This window comes from Billgrantia gudaonensis, assembly GCF_900100195.1.
In the GTDB taxonomy this organism is placed as follows: domain Bacteria; phylum Pseudomonadota; class Gammaproteobacteria; order Pseudomonadales; family Halomonadaceae; genus Halomonas; species Halomonas gudaonensis.
This window is the reverse complement of sequence record NZ_FNES01000011.1, coordinates 34,424-53,790: the sequence shown is the minus strand read 5'-3', so window position 1 is coordinate 53,790 and position 19,367 is coordinate 34,424. Positions and strand designations below refer to the sequence as shown.

Annotated in this window: 17 protein-coding genes and 1 pseudogene; all 18 read left to right on the top strand. The window is 63.9% G+C overall.

The window, feature by feature from the left end:
* Positions 1-468 precede the first annotated feature (468 nt).
* Complete coding sequence (locus BLP96_RS13335; protein WP_023004669.1) at positions 469-822, top strand: YHS domain-containing protein; 354 nt, start codon at positions 469-471, stop codon at positions 820-822.
* The gene (locus tag BLP96_RS13330) at positions 815-1,141 is read left to right on the top strand and encodes a DUF5676 family membrane protein (protein ID WP_083970599.1); all 327 of its coding nucleotides are present in this window, start codon (positions 815-817) and stop codon (positions 1,139-1,141) included. Before BLP96_RS13335 ends, BLP96_RS13330 begins: the two co-directional genes overlap by 8 nt.
* 399 nt (positions 1,142-1,540) lie before the next feature.
* Complete coding sequence (locus BLP96_RS13325; protein ID WP_023004667.1) at positions 1,541-1,795, top strand: SHOCT domain-containing protein; 255 nt, start codon at positions 1,541-1,543, stop codon at positions 1,793-1,795.
* Between the two features lie 100 nt (positions 1,796-1,895).
* Complete coding sequence (locus BLP96_RS13320) at positions 1,896-4,304, top strand: copper-transporting P-type ATPase (protein ID WP_176761525.1); 2,409 nt, start codon at positions 1,896-1,898, stop codon at positions 4,302-4,304.
* Positions 4,305-4,306: 2 nt separating this feature from the next.
* Complete coding sequence (locus tag BLP96_RS13315; RefSeq protein WP_052384922.1) at positions 4,307-4,552, top strand: DUF2933 domain-containing protein; 246 nt, start codon at positions 4,307-4,309, stop codon at positions 4,550-4,552.
* Positions 4,545-5,204, top strand: coding sequence for a methyltransferase family protein (locus BLP96_RS13310; protein ID WP_089677406.1), 660 nt, complete (start codon positions 4,545-4,547; stop codon positions 5,202-5,204). Before BLP96_RS13315 ends, BLP96_RS13310 begins: the two co-directional genes overlap by 8 nt.
* Before the next feature lie 84 nt (positions 5,205-5,288).
* Positions 5,289-5,495 (top strand): annotated as a pseudogene (locus BLP96_RS19920) (hypothetical protein); the annotation flags it as partial.
* Between the two features lie 49 nt (positions 5,496-5,544).
* Entirely contained in the window at positions 5,545-7,245 is a 1,701-nt protein-coding gene (locus BLP96_RS13300) for a DUF3141 domain-containing protein (protein ID WP_089677405.1), read from the top strand.
* Between the two features lie 66 nt (positions 7,246-7,311).
* A complete protein-coding gene (locus BLP96_RS13295) occupies positions 7,312-7,770 on the top strand; it encodes a hypothetical protein (RefSeq protein ID WP_043337196.1) in 459 nt (152 codons plus the stop codon).
* Between the two features lie 105 nt (positions 7,771-7,875).
* Complete coding sequence (locus BLP96_RS13290; RefSeq protein ID WP_089677404.1) at positions 7,876-8,895, top strand: bifunctional enoyl-CoA hydratase/phosphate acetyltransferase; 1,020 nt, start codon at positions 7,876-7,878, stop codon at positions 8,893-8,895.
* The gene (locus BLP96_RS13285; RefSeq protein WP_089677403.1) at positions 8,895-10,646 is read left to right on the top strand and encodes a PHA/PHB synthase family protein; all 1,752 of its coding nucleotides are present in this window, start codon (positions 8,895-8,897) and stop codon (positions 10,644-10,646) included. The genes BLP96_RS13290 and BLP96_RS13285 overlap by 1 nt, the downstream gene beginning before the upstream one ends.
* Positions 10,647-10,759: 113 nt before the next feature.
* The gene (locus BLP96_RS13280) at positions 10,760-11,791 is read left to right on the top strand and encodes a zinc-dependent alcohol dehydrogenase family protein (protein ID WP_045995012.1); all 1,032 of its coding nucleotides are present in this window, start codon (positions 10,760-10,762) and stop codon (positions 11,789-11,791) included.
* A 757-nt stretch (positions 11,792-12,548) separates the two neighbouring features.
* Positions 12,549-13,619: a YncE family protein gene (locus BLP96_RS13275; RefSeq protein WP_089677402.1), complete on the top strand. Its 1,071-nt coding sequence runs from the start codon at positions 12,549-12,551 to the stop codon at positions 13,617-13,619.
* A gap of 68 nt (positions 13,620-13,687) precedes the next feature.
* Positions 13,688-13,888 (top strand): hypothetical protein, encoded by a 201-nt coding sequence (locus BLP96_RS13270; protein WP_089677401.1) that lies wholly within the window; start codon positions 13,688-13,690, stop codon positions 13,886-13,888.
* A complete protein-coding gene (locus tag BLP96_RS13265) occupies positions 13,888-15,135 on the top strand; it encodes an MFS transporter (protein ID WP_089686948.1) in 1,248 nt (415 codons plus the stop codon). Before BLP96_RS13270 ends, BLP96_RS13265 begins: the two co-directional genes overlap by 1 nt.
* Positions 15,136-15,804: 669 nt before the next feature.
* Entirely contained in the window at positions 15,805-16,452 is a 648-nt protein-coding gene (locus tag BLP96_RS13255; protein ID WP_089686944.1) for a Spy/CpxP family protein refolding chaperone, read from the top strand.
* A 77-nt stretch (positions 16,453-16,529) separates the two neighbouring features.
* Positions 16,530-19,076, top strand: a complete 2,547-nt coding sequence (locus BLP96_RS13250) for a heavy metal translocating P-type ATPase (RefSeq protein WP_089686942.1) — start codon at positions 16,530-16,532, stop codon at positions 19,074-19,076.
* Entirely contained in the window at positions 19,073-19,333 is a 261-nt protein-coding gene (locus BLP96_RS20235) for a DUF2933 domain-containing protein (protein ID WP_058577548.1), read from the top strand. The genes BLP96_RS13250 and BLP96_RS20235 overlap by 4 nt, the downstream gene beginning before the upstream one ends.
* Positions 19,334-19,367 lie beyond the last annotated feature (34 nt).

The following is a 19,367-nucleotide window of genomic DNA, read 5'->3' as shown; positions in this document are numbered from 1 at the left end:
GGTTGGCGTTGAGCCTCACGCAGATGCGCACTCGAACATCGAGTTCATCAACGCAGACTATCCTCAACCGCGATGCCACCATGGCCATGGCACTCGTAATGTCGGCAGCGCCCTGTTGCGCCTGGAGCGCCAGGACTTGGACTTCGAGCCTCTTCCTTTGAGCATGACGGCCCCAGCCATAGCGCCCCGGGTTGTCACCGCCAGCGGCAGGCCAAGCGCTCTCCTCTCCCCCTCTTCGGTTCCAGTCTACCTTTTGACCCAACGCTACAGAGTCTAAGTCGACTCGCTCCCTGATCCCGCGCTTCCAGACATGGCTGTGCGGGAGAAACCCGTGCCCGCCCCACATTGATCCAGGCAACTGCCGGAGTGGCCTCTGTGCGTGGAGAGTCTCTTTCGCATGCACATTCGTAAGCACGCCAGCGGGCTCGGTATCGGGTACAGCTTAGCGGAAGTCACGAGGAGGCATTTATGAACGCACTGTTTTACTTCCTGATCTGGGCAGCGATCCTCTTTCTGATGATGCGCTTTGGCTGTGGTGCCCACGTCATGGGGCACCGCCATGGCAGGAGCAAGCATGGCGACGATAGTCGAGAGGATCCACACGCCACCGAGGGGCTGAAGTGGATTCCGCCAGCCGAGGACGTCGATCCCGTCTGCGGCAAGACCGTCAGAACCGAAAGGGCCAAGCCGAGCGTCCACGATGGCCACGTCTTTTACTTCTGCTCTCGTGACTGCCGGGAGCGCTTCGAGGCCGCGCCCGAACAATATCTCGCACCTGCAGCAAAGGACTTTACTACCCAACCGGAGAACGAAGATGCCTGATGCCGATGTTCCGTCGACAGCCAAGCCTCGCTCCGGAACCCGCTTGCCGGTCCAGGCTACGCCACGGATTCCCGTGATCACGCTCGGGATGAGCCTGGGGCTGTTTCTGGCCGTGACCTTCACCCTATGCGTCGGCTTCGACCTGCTGTTTCCCGACCAGGCGATGTATGAGAGCTGGCTTCGCCTGCTGCCTGGCTTCACCTGGTTGAGCTGGTCAAGCTTCTTCCTGGGCCTGGCTGAAAGCTTCGGCTACGGCTGGTACGTCGCCCTGGTCTTCGGCCCGCTCTACAACTTCTTTGCCACACGCTTTGGACGGTGAGAATCGGCGGGAGGCAGGCCCCATGGACAACACATGTAACGCTCCAAGCAGCCATTCAGGCTTGTTTCAGCTTTTCCGGCCATACTCGATGTTGCCAAGGAATTGGCAGCGACATCTCGCGCCTATCAGCGGCGAGTACCGATGTTTATTCCTCGCTGGGGACAGTGGCGGAAGCTAGCCGATACCTCACGCAATACTCACGATGAGCGGGGGGCACTAACATGGATTCACACATCAACGCATGCCTGCGGTGGTGATTCCATTCCAACGAGGATGACGAAAGCTGACCGGGATCAAGAGCCGCATGCTTTCACCTCTATTTTTCTTGATCCTTGGGTTACCCACAGGTTTTAGCCTGACATCAGGGCAGGGTAATTCAACATGAAAGGAGGTCCGACCATGTGGGGCGACATGATGGCGTATATGGGGAATTACGGCTGGGGGCATATGCTCTTCGGCGGGCTCATGATGGTGTTGTTCTGGGGCGCCGTCATTGCCTTGGCCGTTCTCCTCGTGCGTGGCATGACCCGAGGCCGGGGCGAGGCCATGTCTCAACAGCGGCCAACGGCACTGGACCTTCTGCAAGAACGCTATGCCCGCGGCGAGATCGACCGCGAGGAGTACGAGCAACGCAGGCGCGATCTTCTGCTTTGATCGCACCTCCTGATTATTGGATACGGCACTATTAGTTTCGACCCTATCGAGATAGGGCCACGAGGTTGAATCAAGACGCGGAAGCGACGGAGACGATTCCATGACGCAACACCAACACGACCATTGTCACGGGCATGCCTCGCACGAGGCACCGACACGAGGCAGCGGCGATACGGACCAACACACCGCCGGCAGCCAGGGTGGCGCCCAATACACCTGCCCGATGCACCCGGAGGTCGTCTCCGACCAGCCGGGTGACTGCCCCAAGTGCGGCATGCACCTCGTGCCCGTGGGAAGCGACGACTCGCAGACGCATGACGGGCATGGTCATGGGGCCTCCGCGCCGGCCCACGGCGGCAAGTACGACAAGGTGCCGGCCGGGCATGCCGGCGCCGTCTACACCTGCCCGATGCACCCCGAGGTGCGCCAAACCACTCCCGGTGCCTGCCCCCTGTGCGGTATGGGTCTGGAGCTGGAATCGGCGGCGGTCGGCGATGAAGGGCCGAATCCCGAGCTGGTCGATTTTACCCGACGCTTCTGGGTCGCGGCCGTGCTCACGCTTCCGGTCCTGATTCTGACGATGAGCCCCTACCTGGGCCTCGGGGCCATTCGCGACTTCTTCGGTGAACGCAACGCGATGTGGATCGAGCTGGTGCTCAGCACGCCGGTGATCCTGTGGTCGGGCTGGCCGTTCTTCGTGCGCGGCTACAACTCCTTCCGCACCATGAACCTCAACATGTTCAGCCTGATCGGCATGGGGGTCGGCGCGGCCTATCTGTTCAGCATCGTGGCGGTGCTGTTGCCGGGCGTCTTCCCCGACGGCTTTCGCCGGGAAGACGGCACCGTCGGCGTCTATTTCGAGGCCGCGGCGGTGATCGTCACCCTGGTACTGCTGGGTCAGGTGATGGAGTTGCGCGCCCGTGAAGGCACCGGCAAGGCGATCCGCGCGCTGATGGACATGGCCGCCAAGACCGCGCGGGTGATCCGGCCCGACGGCAGCGAAGAAGAGGTCGCGCTGGAAGACGTGCAGGTGGGCGACCACCTGCGGGTGCGCCCCGGCGACAAGGTGCCGGTGGACGGCGTGGTGGTCGAGGGCCGCTCCTCGATCGACGAGTCGATGATCTCGGGCGAGCCGGTGCCGGTGGAAAAGGTCAAAGACGACAAGGTCACCGGGGCCACGATCAACGGCACCGGCAGCCTGGTCATGGAGGCCACCCGCATCGGCGCCGACACCATGCTCAGCCAGATCGTCGAGATGGTGGCTGCCGCCCAGCGCAGCCGCGCACCGATCCAGAAATTCGCCGACAAGGTGGCGGGCAAGTTCGTGCCCGCGGTGATCGGCGTCGCCATCCTCTCCTTCATCGCCTGGGCGATCTGGGGGCCGGCGCCGGCGCTGTCCTATGCGCTGGTCTCGGCGGTGGCGGTGCTGATCATCGCCTGCCCCTGTGCACTGGGGCTGGCCACGCCGATGTCGATCATGACGGCCACCGGACGCGGCGCGCAGGCCGGCGTACTGATCAAGAATGCCGAGGCGCTGGAAGGCTTCGCCAAGGTCGATACGCTGATGGTCGACAAGACCGGCACCCTGACCGAAGGCAAGCCGAAGCTGGTGGCGGTGCTGCCCGAGGAAGGGCATGACGAGGCCGAGGTATTGCGCCTGGCGGCCAGCCTCGAACGTGGCTCGGAACACCCACTGGCCGAGGCCATCGTCGCCGGCGCCGAAGAACGTGGCGTATCCCTCGCCGATGCCACCGATTTCGAAGCCGTGACCGGCATGGGCGTCAAGGGGGTCGTGGACGGCCAGTCGGTGGCCCTCGGCAACGCCAAGCTGATGGCCGAACTGGGCCTCGATGGCGGCCGGATCTCCGAGACCGCGAACGCCCGCCGCGATGAAGGCGAAACGGTGATGTTCGTCGTGCTCGATGGCCAGATCGCCGGCCTGGTCAGCGTCGCCGACCCGGTGAAGGAGACCACCCCCGAGGCCCTGAAGGCGCTGCACAAACTTGGCTTTCGCATCATCATGGCCACCGGCGACAACGAGCGGACGGCCAAGGCGGTGGCCGGGCGACTGGGTATCGATGAGATCCGCGCCGACGTGCTGCCCGAGGACAAGGCCCGCATCATCCGCGAATTGCAGGAACAAGGCCGCAAGGTGGCCATGGCGGGCGACGGGGTGAACGACGCTCCCGCCCTGGCCCAGGCCGATGTGGGCATCGCCATGGGCACCGGCGCCGACGTGGCGATCGAAAGCGCCGGCTTCACGCTGGTCAAGGGCAACCTCGACGGCATCGTTCGGGCCCGCAAGTTGTCGCTGGCCACCATGCGCAACATCAAGCAGAACCTGTTCTTCGCCCTGGTCTACAACGGGGCCGGCGTACCGATCGCCGCCGGGATCCTCTATCCGTTCCTCGGCATCCTGATCGGGCCGATGTTCGCCGCCTTCGCGATGAGCGCGTCTTCGCTGTCGGTGGTGATGAATTCGCTGCGCCTGCGCCGGGTGAGGATTTGATCATGCATGACGAAAAGGGGTGGCTGGAGCGAGGACCCAGCAAAGGCAGCTTCTGGCTCATGGTGGCGATCGCCCTGGCGGTGATGGGCTTCCTGCTCTGGGAGGAGCACAAGGTGCACCTGCTCGGTGCCCTGCCCTGGCTGATCCTGCTCGCCTGTCCGCTAATGCATGTGTTCATGCACGGCGGACATGGAGGCCACGGGGGTCATGGCGGGCATGATGATCACAAGGGAGGACGCGATGAGTGATGACGTACCCGCCTATGGGCTGTGGGGCCTGGTCATTCTCAACTCGGCGATCTTCATCTTCTTCGCCTTCAGCTTCTTCAAGCCGCAGACGCGCCGCGACTGGCGCTCGTTCGGGGCCTTCAGCGCCTTCCTGGTGGCGCTGTTCACGGAGATGTACGGCTTCCCGCTGACCCTCTACTTCCTCTCCGGCTGGCTGCAGTCGCGCTACCCGGAGGTGGACTGGTTCAGCCACGATGCGGGCCACCTGCTGGAGATGCTGTTCGGCTGGCAGGCCAACCCGCATTTCGGGCCGTTCCATCTGCTGAGCATGGTGTTCATCGCCGCGGGTTTCTGGCTCATCGCCGCCGGCTGGCGGTCACTCTATACCGCCCAGCGGCGGGGAGAACTGGCCACCACCGGGCTCTATGCCCATGTCCGGCATCCCCAGTACGCCGGCTTCGTGCTGGTGATGACCGGCTTCCTGCTGCAGTGGCCCACCCTGCTGACCCTGGTCATGTTCCCGGTATTGGTGTGGATGTACTCACGACTGGCGATCCACGAAGAGCGCGAGGTAGCGCGCCAGTTTGGCGACAAATGGCAGACCTACGCGGCCCGCACGCCACGCTTCATTCCGCACCTGCGGATGGCGAGTACGAGTGGCTGGCGCCTGTAAGGACAAAATCCCAGAGGTGCAGTCATGAAAAGCAGACGTTTTTCTCGTCGGCACGATCGTGGTCGTCAGCGACGACTCGCCCGGGGCTTCTTCTGCCCCTGCCACGGCTCCCAGTTCGACTTCGCCGGACGCGTGTTCAAGGCGGTGCCGGCGCCGATCAACCTGAAGGTTCCGCCGTACCGCTTCCTGTCCGAGTCCCGGATCGAGATCGGCGCCCACGACATCCTGACACTGAGAGGTATCCACTATGACCGCCAAAACATCCACCACCAAGCCACCCACGGCTCATAAAACCCCGCGCAAGCGCCAACCCACCGCCCCACCAGAGATGGACGCCCCGATGACCGCACCCGAGCCCGAAGAAGGCACCCTCCCGAGCCACCCGGCCACGGAGCTACTCGCCTATCAGACCGACCTGTGGCGACGCGGCGTACGCTACCTGGACACGCTGCGTGAGCGCGCGGACAACATGCTCGAGCATGAGCAGGCGGGCAAGCCGCCACTGCTCGACTTCGATTACGAGATGCTCGTGGATGGCCGTCGACTGGCGCGCCCCGCCAACTATGCCCTGCTGCGCATCACCCGGGTCGGCGAGGACTGCCTGGAGGACTGCCTCGACGAGACTAGGCCGCCAGTGATGATCGTCGACCCGCGTGCCGGCCACGGCCCAGGCATCGGCGGCTTCAAGCGCGACTCCGAGGTGGGCATGGCGCTCCACGAGGGACACCCGGTCTACTTCGTGATCTTCTTCCCCGAGCCCGTCCCCGGCCAGACACTGGAGGACGTGCTGCACGTCCTGCGCCGCTTCGTCGAGACGCTGGCCGAGCGCCACCCCGGCCAGCCGCCGGTGCTCTACGGTAACTGCCAGGCGGGCTGGGCCATCGCGCTGCTCTCCGCCGACTGCGAGGGTCTGGTCGGGCCGGCGGTGCTGAACGGCTCGCCGCTCTCCTACTGGTCCGGCGAATCCGGCGTCAATCCCATGCGCCTCGCCGGCGGCCTGCTTGGCGGTGCCTGGCTGACGCACCTGATGGCCGACCTGGGAGACGGGCGCTTCGACGGTGCGAACCTCGCCACCAACTTCGAAGCCCTCAAGCCTGCGAATACCCTGTGGCAGAAGGACTATCAGCTGTTCGCCGACATCGACGGCCAGCGCGAACGCTTCCTCGAGTTCGAGCGCTGGTGGACGGGCTTCTATAGCCTGAGCAAAGAGGAGATCGTTGCCATCGTCGAGAACCTTTTCGTCGGCAACAAGCTGGAGCGTGGCGAGCTCGAGGTCTGCCCCGGCTGTAGCGTCGACCTCAAGCGCATCCGCAACCCCCTGGTGATCTTCGCCTCCGGCGGCGACAACATCACCCCGCCCCATCAGGCGCTCAACTGGATCCCCGCGGTCTATCCCGATACCGCGGCACTCAAGGCCGCCGACCAGCGTATCGTCTACCTGCTCAATCCCCACGTCGGGCATCTGGGCATCTTCGTCTCCTCCAAGGTGGCGCGCCTCGAGCACCGAGCGATCCTCGAGAGCGTCGGCAATCTGAATGACCTGGCCCCTGGCCTCTACGAGATGCGCATCGACAACCCCACCGGCGACCCCGACTGTCACAAGCCCCAGTTCCAGGTGCGCTTCGAGGAGCGCCGCGTGGAAGACCTGAACTTTCCCGACCAGGCCCCGGCGTTCGAAGGGGTGCGAGCGCTCTCCGAGCACAATGTGGCCCTCTACGAGACCTTCGTCGGGCCCTGGGTGCGGTTTTACACCACCCCCTGGTCAGCCGAGGTGCTGCGTCAACTGCATCCGGCGCGGACCAGCCGGCTGATGTACTCGGAACGCTTCTCCCCCTGGATGACCGGTGTGAAGTGGCTGGCCGAGATGGTAGAGACCGCACCGGCGCCGATCGATAGTGACACCCCCTATCGGCAATGGGAGACGCTGTTGAGCGACTCTATCGCCTCGACGCTGGAGCTTGCCGGCACGACCCGCGACAGCATGTACGAGATGGGGTTTCGCAGCCTCTACGGCGGGGGATGGTGGAGCGAGAACGAGTGACCCAGTCGAAGCCGACCCGGTTTACAGCCAATACCTATAGAGCAACCCACTAATGGAGAGCAATAAATGAAGATCGAGACCTTTCATGACCTGATCGACTGGACTCGCCAGCTGCATGCCCAGTTGGCCGAGTGCTTCAGGCACTGTGCCACCCGGCAGGAGGAGGCACGGGCCAAATCACTGCTGGAGTATCTCGCCGATCACGAGGCGGTCCTGGAGCACACCGTGGCCAGCTTCGAGAAGCAGGCCGACCCCAAGGCCCTAAACACCTGGGTCTACGATTATCTGTCGCATGCGCCCATCAAACCCCATCAGGCGTGCAATTTGCCCTATGCCGAGATGGGCTTCGAAGACATCAGCCGGGAAGTCTTCTCGCTGCACGATCAGGTCATCGCGCTATACCGCTACCTGGAAGGACGCGCCGACATCCCCGAGGCTCGGGATCTCGTTCGCGAGCTATTGAAGCTGGAGGAACACGAGGCGATGCGTCTGTCCCAGCAGATCAACCGGGCTCGGGATCTATAGATGTCGACGCTACAGGGCCGTCTAAGCAGAGGTCGTAGCCACTAATGAAGAACGGATGATCGCCCGGCACGTGCAGCGCACATTAACCAACACCCAGGAGGTGACATGACCCAGACGGCAACGCCAGTGGCCCTTGCGACGCTCGATGATCTGATTCAGCGAGCCGGTGGCGGTAACCCGATCCGCGTCGCCGTGGTCAACGCGGCCCAGGCCGCCGTGCTGGAGACGCTTCGCGAGGCGGCGAGGCTGGGCATCGCCGAGCCGGTGCTCATCGGCCGTCCCACCGAGATCGTCGAGGCCGCCGCGGCGATCGAGTGGGACCTCGATCCGCAAGCGATGATCGAGGCCGATTCGGATGTGGAGGCCGCCCGCATCGGGGTGGAGCTCGTGCAGGCCGGACGCGCGGAGGCGCTGATGAAAGGGCACCTCCACACCGATACCTTCATGCATGCCCTGCTGGGCAATGGCCTGCGACAGCCCGGCCGGCGCGTGAGCCACGTCTTTCTGGTGGACGTGCCCGACTACCCACGCCTGCTGGCCGTGACCGATGCGGCCGTGAACATCGTGCCGGATCTCGACGCCAAGGCGCAGATCCTGCACAACGCCATCGAGCTGATGCACATGATCGGGCTCGAGCGGCCACGCGCCGCGGTCATTTCCGCCGTGGAAACGGTCAAACCGGCCATCGTCTCCACCCTGGATGCGGCCTGCCTGACGTTGATGGCCCGCCGCGGCCAGATCGCCGGCGCCGAGGTCGACGGGCCGCTGGCCTTCGACAACGCCATCTCGGAACGCGCGGCCCACGAAAAGGGCATAGACTCCCCGGTGGCGGGGAAAGCCGACATCCTGCTCATGCCGGATCTGGTGTCCGGCAACGTGTTGGCCAAGAACCTCGAGTACCATGCCGGCGCCACGGCGGCCGGGGTGGTCATGGGGCTGACGGTACCGGTGGTACTGAGTTCCCGGGCCGACCCTCCCGAGGCACGCCTGGCCGGACTGGCCGTGGCGGCGCTGATGTACCGTGCGGGGATCCGCCTGCCCGTGCCCTCTCCTACCGAAGCGGAACCCACCTTCTGCTGTTCCCCGCAACCCGAGTCGGCCTGCCGCCCCATGGAGGTGCGCTGATGGACACCACGACCCGAACCAACATCGACGGGCCGGCAGCGAGCCCACCGGCGACGTCGACCGATCAGCGCCTGCACGCCATGGCGAGCCTCTTCACGGGTGGGCTGTCGCCGACCGCCGTCCAGCAGGCCTGGTGGGACTGGGCGCAACATCTGCTCCTGTCGCCCGACAAGCAGGCCGAACTCGCCGGCAAGGCCCTGCGTAAGTGGCAACGCTTCGGCGGTTACTGGGAGCAGGCTTGCCGGGCACCGTGCGAGCCCTGCATCGAGCCGTTACCCCAGGACAAGCGCTTTCGCGGCGAGGCCTGGCAGCGCTGGCCTTTCAACGTGCTCTATCAGGGTTTCCTGCTGCAGCAGCAGTGGTGGCATGCAGCCACCACCGGTGTACCGGGTGTCTCGCGCCACCATGAGGCGATGGTGAACTTCGGTGCACGACAGATACTCGACGTCTTCTCGCCGTCGAACTTCCTCGCCACCAACCCCGAATTGCTGGAGCAGACTCGGCGCGAGGGTGGCGCCAACCTGGCCCGCGGCGCCAGTAATCTTCTGGAGGACTGGCGCCGCCGGCAGGCCGGCGAGGGGCCTGTGGGCGTCGAAGCATACCGGGTCGGCCGAGACGTGGCGGTGACGCCGGGCAAGGTGGTCTACCGCAACCGGCTCATCGAGCTGATCCAGTACGCGCCCGCCACCCAGGAGGTCCATGTCGAGCCGGTGCTGATCGTGCCGGCCTGGATCATGAAGTACTACATCCTGGACCTCTCCCCGGAAAACTCCCTGGTTCGCTACCTGGTGGCGCAGGGCCATACGGTGTTCGTCGTGTCCTGGAAGAACCCGGGCAGCGAGGAGCGGGACCTGGGCATGGCCGACTACCGGCGGCTGGGGGTCATGGCGGCCCTCGACGCGGTCACGGCCATCTGCCCGCAGCAGCGTGTCCACGGCGTGGGCTATTGCCTGGGCGGGACGCTGCTGTCGATTGCCGCGGCCGCCATGGGCCGGGACGGTGACAATCGCCTGGCCAGCCTGACGCTGCTCGCCGCGCAGACCGACTTCAGCGAGGCCGGTGAGCTGATGCTGTTCATCGACGAGGATCAGGTGCGTTTCCTCGAGGACCTCATGGCCGTCAGGGGCTATCTGGACACCCGGCAGATGGCCGGCGCCTTCCAGCTGCTGCGTTCCCAGGACCTGATCTGGTCGAGGATGGTGCGCAGTTATCTCGCCGGCGAACGTCCGCCCATGTTCGACCTGATGGCCTGGAACGCCGACGGCACCCGCATGCCGGCGCGCATGCACAGCGAGTACCTCCGGTGGCTGTTCCTCGACAACGACCTCGCCGGTGGGCGCTACCGGGTGGACGGACGGCCCGTATCGCTGACCGACATCGAGATTCCCGTGTTCGCCGTCAGCACGCTCAAGGATCATGTCGCCCCCTGGCGCTCCGTCTACAAGGTCCAGTGGCTGACGCCGGCGGACGTCACCTTCGTGCTCTCCAGCGGCGGGCACAACGCCGGCATCGTCAACCCGCCCGGTGATTCCCGCCGCTTCCACCAGATCTCGACCATCCAGGCTGAGGACCCCTTCATGGATCCGGATGGCTGGCAGGCCACTGCCGCGCATCATGACGGCTCCTGGTGGCCCTGCTGGCAGGGCTGGCTGGAAGGTCACAGTACCCAGCGCATACCCGCTCGGGAGCCGGGGGTGACCAGAGGCTATCCAGCGCTGGACGAAGCGCCAGGGCGTTATGTACTGGAGTAATGAGCCCGTCCTGCGGGCCTGCTAGAGGAAGCGGTGCAACTGTAACCGCGAATTGACCCGAATGCGTAGCTCTCCATGAGCTGCCGAGCTGTGCCACTCAATGAGGTAACATCATGAAAGCACTCGTCTATCACGGACCGGGCCAGCGACGCTGGGAGGAAAAGCCGCGCCCGAGCATGACCAAGCCCACGGACGCGGTAGTGCGCATCACCCATACCACTATCTGCGGCACCGACTTGCACATCCTCAAGGGCGACGTGCCCGCCGTGGAGGATGGTCGTACCCTCGGCCACGAGGGCGTCGGCGTCGTCGAGGAAGTCGGCGACGGCGTCAGCCATATTCAGGTCGGCGATGAGGTGCTGATTTCCTGCATCACCTCCTGTGGCCGCTGCGACTATTGCAAGCGGGGTCTCTATGCCCACTGCCGCGACGGCGGCTGGATCCTCGGTCATCTGATCGACGGCACCCAAGCCGAGTACGTGCGTATCCCGCACGCGGACAACAGCCTGCACCGCTTGCCTAAGGACATGGACCGCGCCGCGGCGGTGATGCTCAGTGACATTCTGCCTACCGGCCATGAGATCGGCGCCTTGAACGGCGAGGTAGGGCTCGGCGACACGGTGGCCATTGTCGGCGCGGGGCCCATCGGCCTGGCGGCCCTGATGACCTCGCGCTTCTATTCTCCCGCACGGATTATCATGATCGACCCCGACGAGAACCGTCTGGCCATGGCCAAGCAGCTCGGCGCCACCGACACCATCGCCCGGGATCCACTCGACGCTATCGACGAGCTGACCGGTGGCGAAGGCGTGGACGTCGCCATGGAAGCAGTGGGAATCCCCGAGACCTTCGATATCTGCCAGCGCATCGTGCGCCCGGGGGGGCATATCGCCAATATCGGCGTGCACGGCAAGAGCGTCGAGTTCCGCCTGCAGGATCTCTGGATCAAGAATGTCACGGTGCGTACTGGCCTAGTGAACACCAACACGACCCCGGTGCTAATGCGCATCGTCGAGGCCGGTGGCGTCGAGCCCGCAGGTTTGGTGACCCACCGCTTCAAGCTCGACGACATCGAGAAGGCCTACGACGTGTTTTCCCGGGCATCGAAGGAGCAGGCCATCAAGATGCTATTGACGGCCGAGTAACCGATCCGGGGGGATGCGATGGGCGCCACCTGGGCCAAGGACTTCGCCCGCCACAATACCTGCGTCGCGGCCATCGCCCCCGGGGGGGGGCTACTGCATGGCCATGGTGAAGGCGATGCCCAATAAGAGCCTCGACAAGCTGCGTGCCAAGGCCGCCTCCGGCATCGAGCACTTCGGCGAACTACTCAATGGCCCGAGAAGCGAGCACCGCTGAACTGCATCTGCATCTTCAGCTTCATTTCAGCTTGCACAGCTATAATCAATGTCGTCAAACAGACTTGACGTCTGATCGAAATATCATGTGTTGCCCAGATTTACTCCATTCGGCCTCACCCACTTATATTACTACGGGGAATAAAAACATAATCTTTAAACCCATGATGACCCAGCCAACAAGTTGATTCAAGACATCAAGGCGAGGCAGGCGACTCCATAGCTCAGCACCTTCACCGACATGAACATCCATCTCACGGTAATCGGAGGAAAGGCGAGAAAGCCGGCACAATGAAAGTCACGGTGGTAATGAATTCGCTACGTCGCCGCCACTCGCGACAGCCTTTTTGAGATGGGGTTCGAGGAACTCTAAGGCGTGGCGTTTGGGCGTGTCGTTTCGTGGCACAAGGGTAAAGTGACCCAGTGAGATTCGTCTCATCAAAACTATGCCGCCCCAGGACTAAATCACCAACGACCGTGTCGACAGCGAACCCATAGCCCTGCGCTCTTACGGCGTATTTCAGCAAAGATAAGGAAGTAAAGCATGAAACGCAAATCAATACGGCCATGGCTCAACTCCATGGTGGCGGGTGTGATGATGGGAGCATCGATCACTGCGATGGCGTCTGGTAATCACGCCTTCGTGCCGATGGGCTTGGCAGATGCCGTCGGCGTGATCGACCTGGAGAGCTACCAGATGACTGCCACCATACCGGATACCATTAATACGCACGGCTCGGCATTAACACCGGACGGTAAGTATCTGGTTGCCGGCAGCCTCACGCCGCGCGATACCGAGGAAAATGTCAGTCGTCCGGAGGGCATGACGGAAGACGAACATGCGGCACATCACGGTGGGAGCGGGAAGGCCCCGGCGGATGAGCAAAGCACCGGCCTACTGTATGTAGTGGATACGACCACCCATTCCATCGTGCGAAAGCTGGAAGTCCCCAGCCCGGTTCACCATGTGTTGGTGACGGCCGATGGTCGCTATGCCGTCTCCACTCATCCCATGGGGGGTGGCATCAGTATCGTTTCGCTAAATTCCGGCCAGGTTGTCGCGACAGTGGCCACCGGACCGGCCCCGAACTACGTCACCGAAACTGAAGACGGCCAATCGCTGTTGGTCAGCAACACGGGGAATGGGACGGTCAGTGAGATCGATACCCAGAACTGGTTCGTTGAACGCAACATGCGGATCGGCGGCAGCCTGGGGCACATGGTCCTATCACCCGACAATGACCGGCTCTACGTCAATGATGATTCGGCCGGGCGCGTCGTTGCACTCGATCTGTCTACCGGCACCGTGGCGGGTGAATATACAGTGGGCAAAGCCCCCCATGGCGTCGGCTTGAGCCCAGATGGGCAGACGCTGTACGCGACGAGCCAAGGTGACGACCGGCTTGTCAGGATCACACTCGACGACGGGACTCGGCAAAGTATCGACCTGCCCCCGGCCCCCTACCATCTGGCAGTGGCTCCAACTGATGGTCGGTTGCTTGTCACCAGTAGCGAGGAAAGCAAGCTCTGGGTAATCGACCCAATCACTCTCAATATCCAGCACGACATACCACTTAATGGGATAGGCCACCAGATATCTCTGGCCCCGCGTTAAGACAGCACTCTTGCTGCCGATTGCGAGCGGAACCTATCAACCTAGATAGCATCCACCCGAGAAGTGACATGACCCAGACGGCAACGCCAGTGCCTATTGCAACGCTCGATGACTTGGTGCAGCGGGCTCGGAACGGTTACCTGCTCCGCGTTGCCTCCGTAAAAGCGGCACGGACGGCGGTGCTAGCCAGCGACTATGTCACTGGTGTTAACGGTGAGATATTCCAAGTCGATGCCGGCTTTGATATCGCCAGCATGGTCTTTCACTAATGGCGGGGGTCCTCAGCAAATCAGGAGCCGGCTTCACGGCTCTGCTCGCCGCCACCTTAGTCGTCTTCCTCGGCTACGGTACGGTGCTGCCGATTCTGCCGCTGTTCCTCGACCGGGTGCTGGCAGTGACTACCCCCGGGGACGTATCGCTTCACACCGGGCTGCTGACGGGGGTGTATACGCTGGCCTTGTTCGGCTTTGCCCCACTATGGGGAAGTCTCTCCGACCGCCTGGGCCGTCGGCCCATCCTGCTATGGGGGCTGGCAGGGTTTGCACTGGCCATGCTGGGCTTCAGCCTGACTCGAAACCTGCCACTCGCCTATGGGGTACGGGCCCTTGCCGGCGCCTTTGCGGCAGCGGTGATCCCGGTGGCGTTGGCGCAGGCGGCCGAGTGTGACGACCCAACGCGCCGTGCACGGCGTTTTGCCTGGCTCAGTGCCGCCGCCACCTTGGGCTTCTTGTCCGGCCCCATGCTTAGCGGCTGGCTCGCCAGCATTCCCATGGTGATGCCTCAATCCGACATGGTCCTCGGCGGGCCAGTGGCATGGCCCTTCGTGGTCACGGCGGGATTCGCTGGTGCAGTGTGGCTGTTGATCTACCATCACGTCCGCGAACAGCCGGCTCACCGCCCGCCTTCCGACACGCATGCCTCCGAGCCGGACTCGACTCGAGCAATCGGTGGCTTCCTGACGCTGACGCTGCTGGCGATGCTCGGCCTGGGGGCCTTTGAGGTGGGGCTCAGCCTGCAGGCGAGGCAGTCTATTGGTCTCGACCCCTTCAGGGTCGGGTTGCTGTTCACGGAGTGCAGCCTGGTGATGCTGGCGGCGCAACTTCTGTGGTCGGCATACCCACCGAAACGCCTCTCTCCCAGCCATCTGATCGGCGGGTCCTTCCTGTTGATGGCCGTAGGCATTCTTGGCCTCCCGTATGCTTCGAACTTCTGGGGGGCATTCGTCGTGGTCGGGCTACTTGGCGCGGGATCAGGGCTGCTGGTTCCGCTACTGGCCTATCAGGTCTCCCTGGCCAGCGGGCCGGCACAGGGTGCGGCGCTGGGCAAGCAGACCGCCTTGGCCAGCCTTGGGCAAGCCGTGGGGTCTGCGGGCGCCGGATTGCTGTTCGCTGGCAGCGCGCTCGGCACATACTGGGGGCTTGCGATCGTGCTTTTCGTTACCGCCATCCTTACATTCTTTGTTCACTATCATCCTCGAGTGATAGCACTGGTTAAACACGCACCGCGTCAGAATTAATGACAGTATTTCATGGCGGAAACAGGATTTGGCAACCTGATTCTGCACACACGCCTCCTGCTTTCTTCGATCTTGATGCATATCAATGGACAGGTAGTATCACTGGTCTAAGGTGAGGGAGCCGTTTCTCGTCAAGTTGTCTGCCACCATGGCCAAGAGCCCACCGACACGCCGCCTCAGTCTTGCCCACGCCTTGTCGTGCCTGCGTATCGGTATAGTCGCACTGATGCTACTGGGTCTATTCCTGGTTGCGATTCAGTCCCACGCCCACCACGAGACTGCCTTCCTCCAGGGCAGCCCCCTAGCCGGGCAACACCTCGAGGCTCCCCAGGAGGCCCCCAGCTGCCACCATGGCCATGATACGAGTTCTCTCGTCGGTGCCCTGCCGCACGTGACGCAGCAGGACATCAAATTCGCTACCGTTCCTCCCTCCTTGGGCGGTATGGACCCGGCACCTCGGATACTCGCCAGCAGCGGTGTCCCGCAAGCTCTGCCCGACCCTTCTCCGGTTCCCGTCTATCTGCTGACACAACGTTTCAGATCCTGAGCCCTGGGTAATTCTCCTCACACCTAGTCACTGTTACATGGGATTGACCTCTGTGCAGCACGTAGCCGAATAATGTCAGCAAAGGGCCTGAATGGGCCCAACAGCTCGCTAGGAGAAGGATCATGGAAATTCGCAAGCATACTCTCGCTCTCGGACTCGCCCTGGCACTCGGTGCCAGTGGTAGCGGCATCGCTCTCGCCCAGAGCATGCCGACCAATCAGCCCAATCAGGGTAGCGGCATGACGGGCGGCAGCGGCGGCCAAGGCGGCATGGGCCCTGACATGATGGGCGGAATGATGGGCGGCGGCCAGGGCGACATGGGGCCCGGCATGATGGGGGGAATGATGAGTGGCGGCCAGGGCGGCATGGGGCCCGGCATGATGAAAGGCATGATGGGTGGCGGGATGATGACCTGCCCGATGATGGGAGGCGCCGGCATGGGCATGATGCGGGAGGTGCTCGACCCGGAGCAGCACGACGAGATGCGCGCGCTGATGCAGGAGCATCGCCCCGCCCAGTTCGAGCGCATGGGCCGCCTGATGAACCTACGCGAGGACCTGATGGCGGAGATGCGCGGCGAGCGCCCCGATCCTGAGGAGGTCCAGGCCCTGCACGGTCGGATGGCCGAGCTTCACGGCGAGATGATGGCCGAGAGGGTGCGTCTGGAAAATACCATGAACGACCTGCTCACCGACGAGCAACGCCAGCAGCTTCAGCAGGCCACCCCCGAGGGTGACGTCGACCCCGAGGACCACGAGGCCCATCACTGACCGGGAGTGTCACAGACTCAGGCAACAGGACGGCCATGGTTGGCCGTCCACTCGGCAACGCCCGCAGGAGACAAGCGATGAGCGATTCGCCCCCCAACACGATCACCCTGACGGTCCCCGGCATGGGCAGTGACCACTGTGCCGGCATCGTGCGCAAGACGCTGGAACGCCTCGATGGCGTGGGCGAGATCCAGACCAATATCGCCAACCACCATGTCAGCGTGACCATCGAAGCAGGCGGGCCCGACGGCGACACCTTGAAGGAAGCCGTCGAAGGCGCCGGCTATGACGTGGCCGCCGTCAGTGGTGGTACCGGCATGCAACAGGTCCGCCTGACCGTTCCCGGCATGGGCTCGGACCACTGCGCCGGCATCATCCGCAGTACCCTGGAGCGGCTCGAGGGTATCGAATCAATCGACACCAATATCGCCAGCCATCGCGTCTCTGTGAGTATTGCCGCCGATGGCCCCGATGGCGATGCGCTCAAGCGCGCCGTGGAAGGGGCCGGCTATGAGGTGGCCGCCGTGCAGGCCGACGAGGCGGAGGATGCCGACAGCGACGCCGAGATCGAGGAGGCCTATCTTTCCCAGGCCCGCAAGCGGCTGATCATCGCTGCGGTACCCACCACCCTGATCATGCTGCTGATGATGCCGCACATGTTCTGGCAGCCGATTCCCGGCTACCTGGCCATCATCGCCGTGCTGGCCTTCCCGGTGGTGTTTCTCTATGGCGGTATCGCCACCCACAAGTCGACCTGGCGCTCGCTGAAGAACGGCACCTTCAACATGGACGTGCTGATCTCCATGGGCAGCCTGCCGCCCTACTTGATCGGCCTAGTCGGCTTCGTCTACCCCATGACCTCATTCATCGAGATGGCCGCCACCATCATGACCTTCCACCTGCTGGGCCGTTACCTGGAGGCACTCGCCAAGGGACGCGCCTCCCAGGCCATCCGCCGCCTAATGACCCTGGGTGCCAAGACAGCACGCGTCGAGCGCGATGGCGAGGAAGTCGAGGTGGCGGTGAAGGAGCTGGCCCCGGGCGACATCATGGTCGTGCGCCCCGGCGACAAGATCCCCACCGACGGCGAGGTGGTCGAGGGCGAGAGCCATCTCGACGAGTCCATCGCCACCGGCGAGTCGATACCGGTCTACAAGAGCACCGGGGACAGCGTGATCGGTGCCACCATCAACAAGGAGGGACGCTTGCGGGTCAAGGCGACCCGCGTCGGCGGCGATACCTTCCTCTCCCAAGTGGTGCGGCTGATCGACCAGGCTCAGGGCTCGCGGGTACCGATCCAGGAATTCGCCGATCGCATGACCGGTCGCTTCGTACCGGCGGTGCTGGCCATCGCTCTGGCCAGCCTGGTGGCCTGGGCGCTATTCCCGGATGCCCTGCGACCGATCCTCGACTGGGGTGCGACCTTCCTGCCCTGGGTGAACCCCGAGGCCGCCACGCCGGTGCTGGCGATTCTCGCCGCCATCGCAGTGCTAGTCATCGCCTGTCCATGCGCGCTGGGCCTGGCCACCCCCACGGCGCTGATGGTCGGCTCCGGCATCGGTGCCGAGCGTGGCATCCTGATCCGCTCCGGCGAAGCGATCCAGACCTTCAAGGACGTCAAAGTGATGGTGCTCGACAAGACCGGCACCATCACCCGCGGCGAACCAAAACTCACCGAGGCCGTCGTCGCCGAAGGCGCCGACGAAAACCGCCTGCTCACCCTGGCGGCGAGCGTGGAGAACGCCTCGGAGCACCCCATCGCCCGGGCTATCGTCGATGGTGCCCGGGAGCGCGATGTGAAACCCGGCGAGGTCAGCGAGTTCCGCTCCACCGGCGCCCGTGGCGTGTCGGGCCGGGTCGGCAACGAAAGCGTGCTGATCGGCAATCGCCGGTTGCTGGAAGAGGAAGGCGTGACCGGCCTCGAGGCCCTGGATGACGCCATGGGCGAGCTCGAGGGCAAGGGCCGCACCGTGGTGATCGTCGCCGCCGACGGCCAGGCGCTCGGCTTGGGGGCAGTGGCCGACACCCTCAAGCAGGAGTCGGTGGAGGCCATCCGCGGCATGCATGATCTCGGTCTGCACGTGGTGATGATCACCGGCGACAATGAACGCGCCGCCCGCGCCGTGGCCGACGAGGTGGGCATCGACGAGGTCCAGGCCGGCGTGCTGCCGGAAGGCAAGGTTGATGCCATCCGCGCGCTGCAGGAACAACACGGCAACCACGTGGCCATGGTCGGCGACGGCATCAACGACGCCGCAGCACTGAAGCAGGCCAACGTGGGCATCGCCATCGGTGCCGGGGCCGACGTGGCCATCGAGGCGGCGGACGTGACCCTGGTACGCGGCGAGCTCACCGCCGTGGTGGACGCCATGCACCTCTCGCGTGCCACCTTCGGCAAGATCGTCCAGAACCTGATCTGGGCCAGCGCCTATAACGTGGCCGCCATCCCCATCGCCGCCATCGGCCTGTTGCACCCGATGATCGGCGTCATCGCCATGACCACCAGCTCCCTCTCGGTGATCGGCAACTCGCTGCTGCTCAAGCGGCGTTACGCCCGTGAGCAGCCCCGCGGAGAGCCTTCCACTGCCACCCCATCGGTCCAAGCCAAAGGCGACCGCTCATGAAACGACCAGAATCCACCAAGCCCCCCTCGGGAGAGGCCGAATCACAGAAAGAGCCGTCTTCCCCTACCGCGGCACTCCATAAATGGATGATGACCGCCTGCGTGGTGCTGATGGGAGGCGCCGTGCTGCTGTTCATGTGGGGCGGGCAATCACTGAGCAGCGGCGCCTGGCTGCTGCTGCCCCTGGCCCTCTGTCTCGGCATGCACTTCCTGATGCACCGTCATGTCGGGCATGATCAGCGCGACCGAGATGAATAGCAGATATAAAAAAGGGTAAGCGGATTAAATGGTT

What these genes read in the sequence shown, in the direction of transcription:
- BLP96_RS13335 (WP_023004669.1), top strand. Translation starts at nt 469, where the DNA reads ATGAACGCACTGTTTTACTTCCTGATCTGGGCAGCGATCCTCTTTCTG.
- BLP96_RS13330 (WP_083970599.1), top strand. Translation starts at nt 815, where the DNA reads ATGCCTGATGCCGATGTTCCGTCGACAGCCAAGCCTCGCTCCGGAACC.
- BLP96_RS13325 (WP_023004667.1), top strand. Translation starts at nt 1,541, where the DNA reads ATGTGGGGCGACATGATGGCGTATATGGGGAATTACGGCTGGGGGCAT.
- BLP96_RS13320 (WP_176761525.1), top strand. Translation starts at nt 1,896, where the DNA reads ATGACGCAACACCAACACGACCATTGTCACGGGCATGCCTCGCACGAG.
- BLP96_RS13315 (WP_052384922.1), top strand. Translation starts at nt 4,307, where the DNA reads ATGCATGACGAAAAGGGGTGGCTGGAGCGAGGACCCAGCAAAGGCAGC.
- BLP96_RS13310 (WP_089677406.1), top strand. Translation starts at nt 4,545, where the DNA reads ATGAGTGATGACGTACCCGCCTATGGGCTGTGGGGCCTGGTCATTCTC.
- BLP96_RS13300 (WP_089677405.1), top strand. Translation starts at nt 5,545, where the DNA reads ATGACCGCACCCGAGCCCGAAGAAGGCACCCTCCCGAGCCACCCGGCC.
- BLP96_RS13295 (WP_043337196.1), top strand. Translation starts at nt 7,312, where the DNA reads ATGAAGATCGAGACCTTTCATGACCTGATCGACTGGACTCGCCAGCTG.
- BLP96_RS13290 (WP_089677404.1), top strand. Translation starts at nt 7,876, where the DNA reads ATGACCCAGACGGCAACGCCAGTGGCCCTTGCGACGCTCGATGATCTG.
- BLP96_RS13285 (WP_089677403.1), top strand. Translation starts at nt 8,895, where the DNA reads ATGGACACCACGACCCGAACCAACATCGACGGGCCGGCAGCGAGCCCA.
- BLP96_RS13280 (WP_045995012.1), top strand. Translation starts at nt 10,760, where the DNA reads ATGAAAGCACTCGTCTATCACGGACCGGGCCAGCGACGCTGGGAGGAA.
- BLP96_RS13275 (WP_089677402.1), top strand. Translation starts at nt 12,549, where the DNA reads ATGAAACGCAAATCAATACGGCCATGGCTCAACTCCATGGTGGCGGGT.
- BLP96_RS13270 (WP_089677401.1), top strand. Translation starts at nt 13,688, where the DNA reads ATGACCCAGACGGCAACGCCAGTGCCTATTGCAACGCTCGATGACTTG.
- BLP96_RS13265 (WP_089686948.1), top strand. Translation starts at nt 13,888, where the DNA reads ATGGCGGGGGTCCTCAGCAAATCAGGAGCCGGCTTCACGGCTCTGCTC.
- BLP96_RS13255 (WP_089686944.1), top strand. Translation starts at nt 15,805, where the DNA reads ATGGAAATTCGCAAGCATACTCTCGCTCTCGGACTCGCCCTGGCACTC.
- BLP96_RS13250 (WP_089686942.1), top strand. Translation starts at nt 16,530, where the DNA reads ATGAGCGATTCGCCCCCCAACACGATCACCCTGACGGTCCCCGGCATG.
- BLP96_RS20235 (WP_058577548.1), top strand. Translation starts at nt 19,073, where the DNA reads ATGAAACGACCAGAATCCACCAAGCCCCCCTCGGGAGAGGCCGAATCA.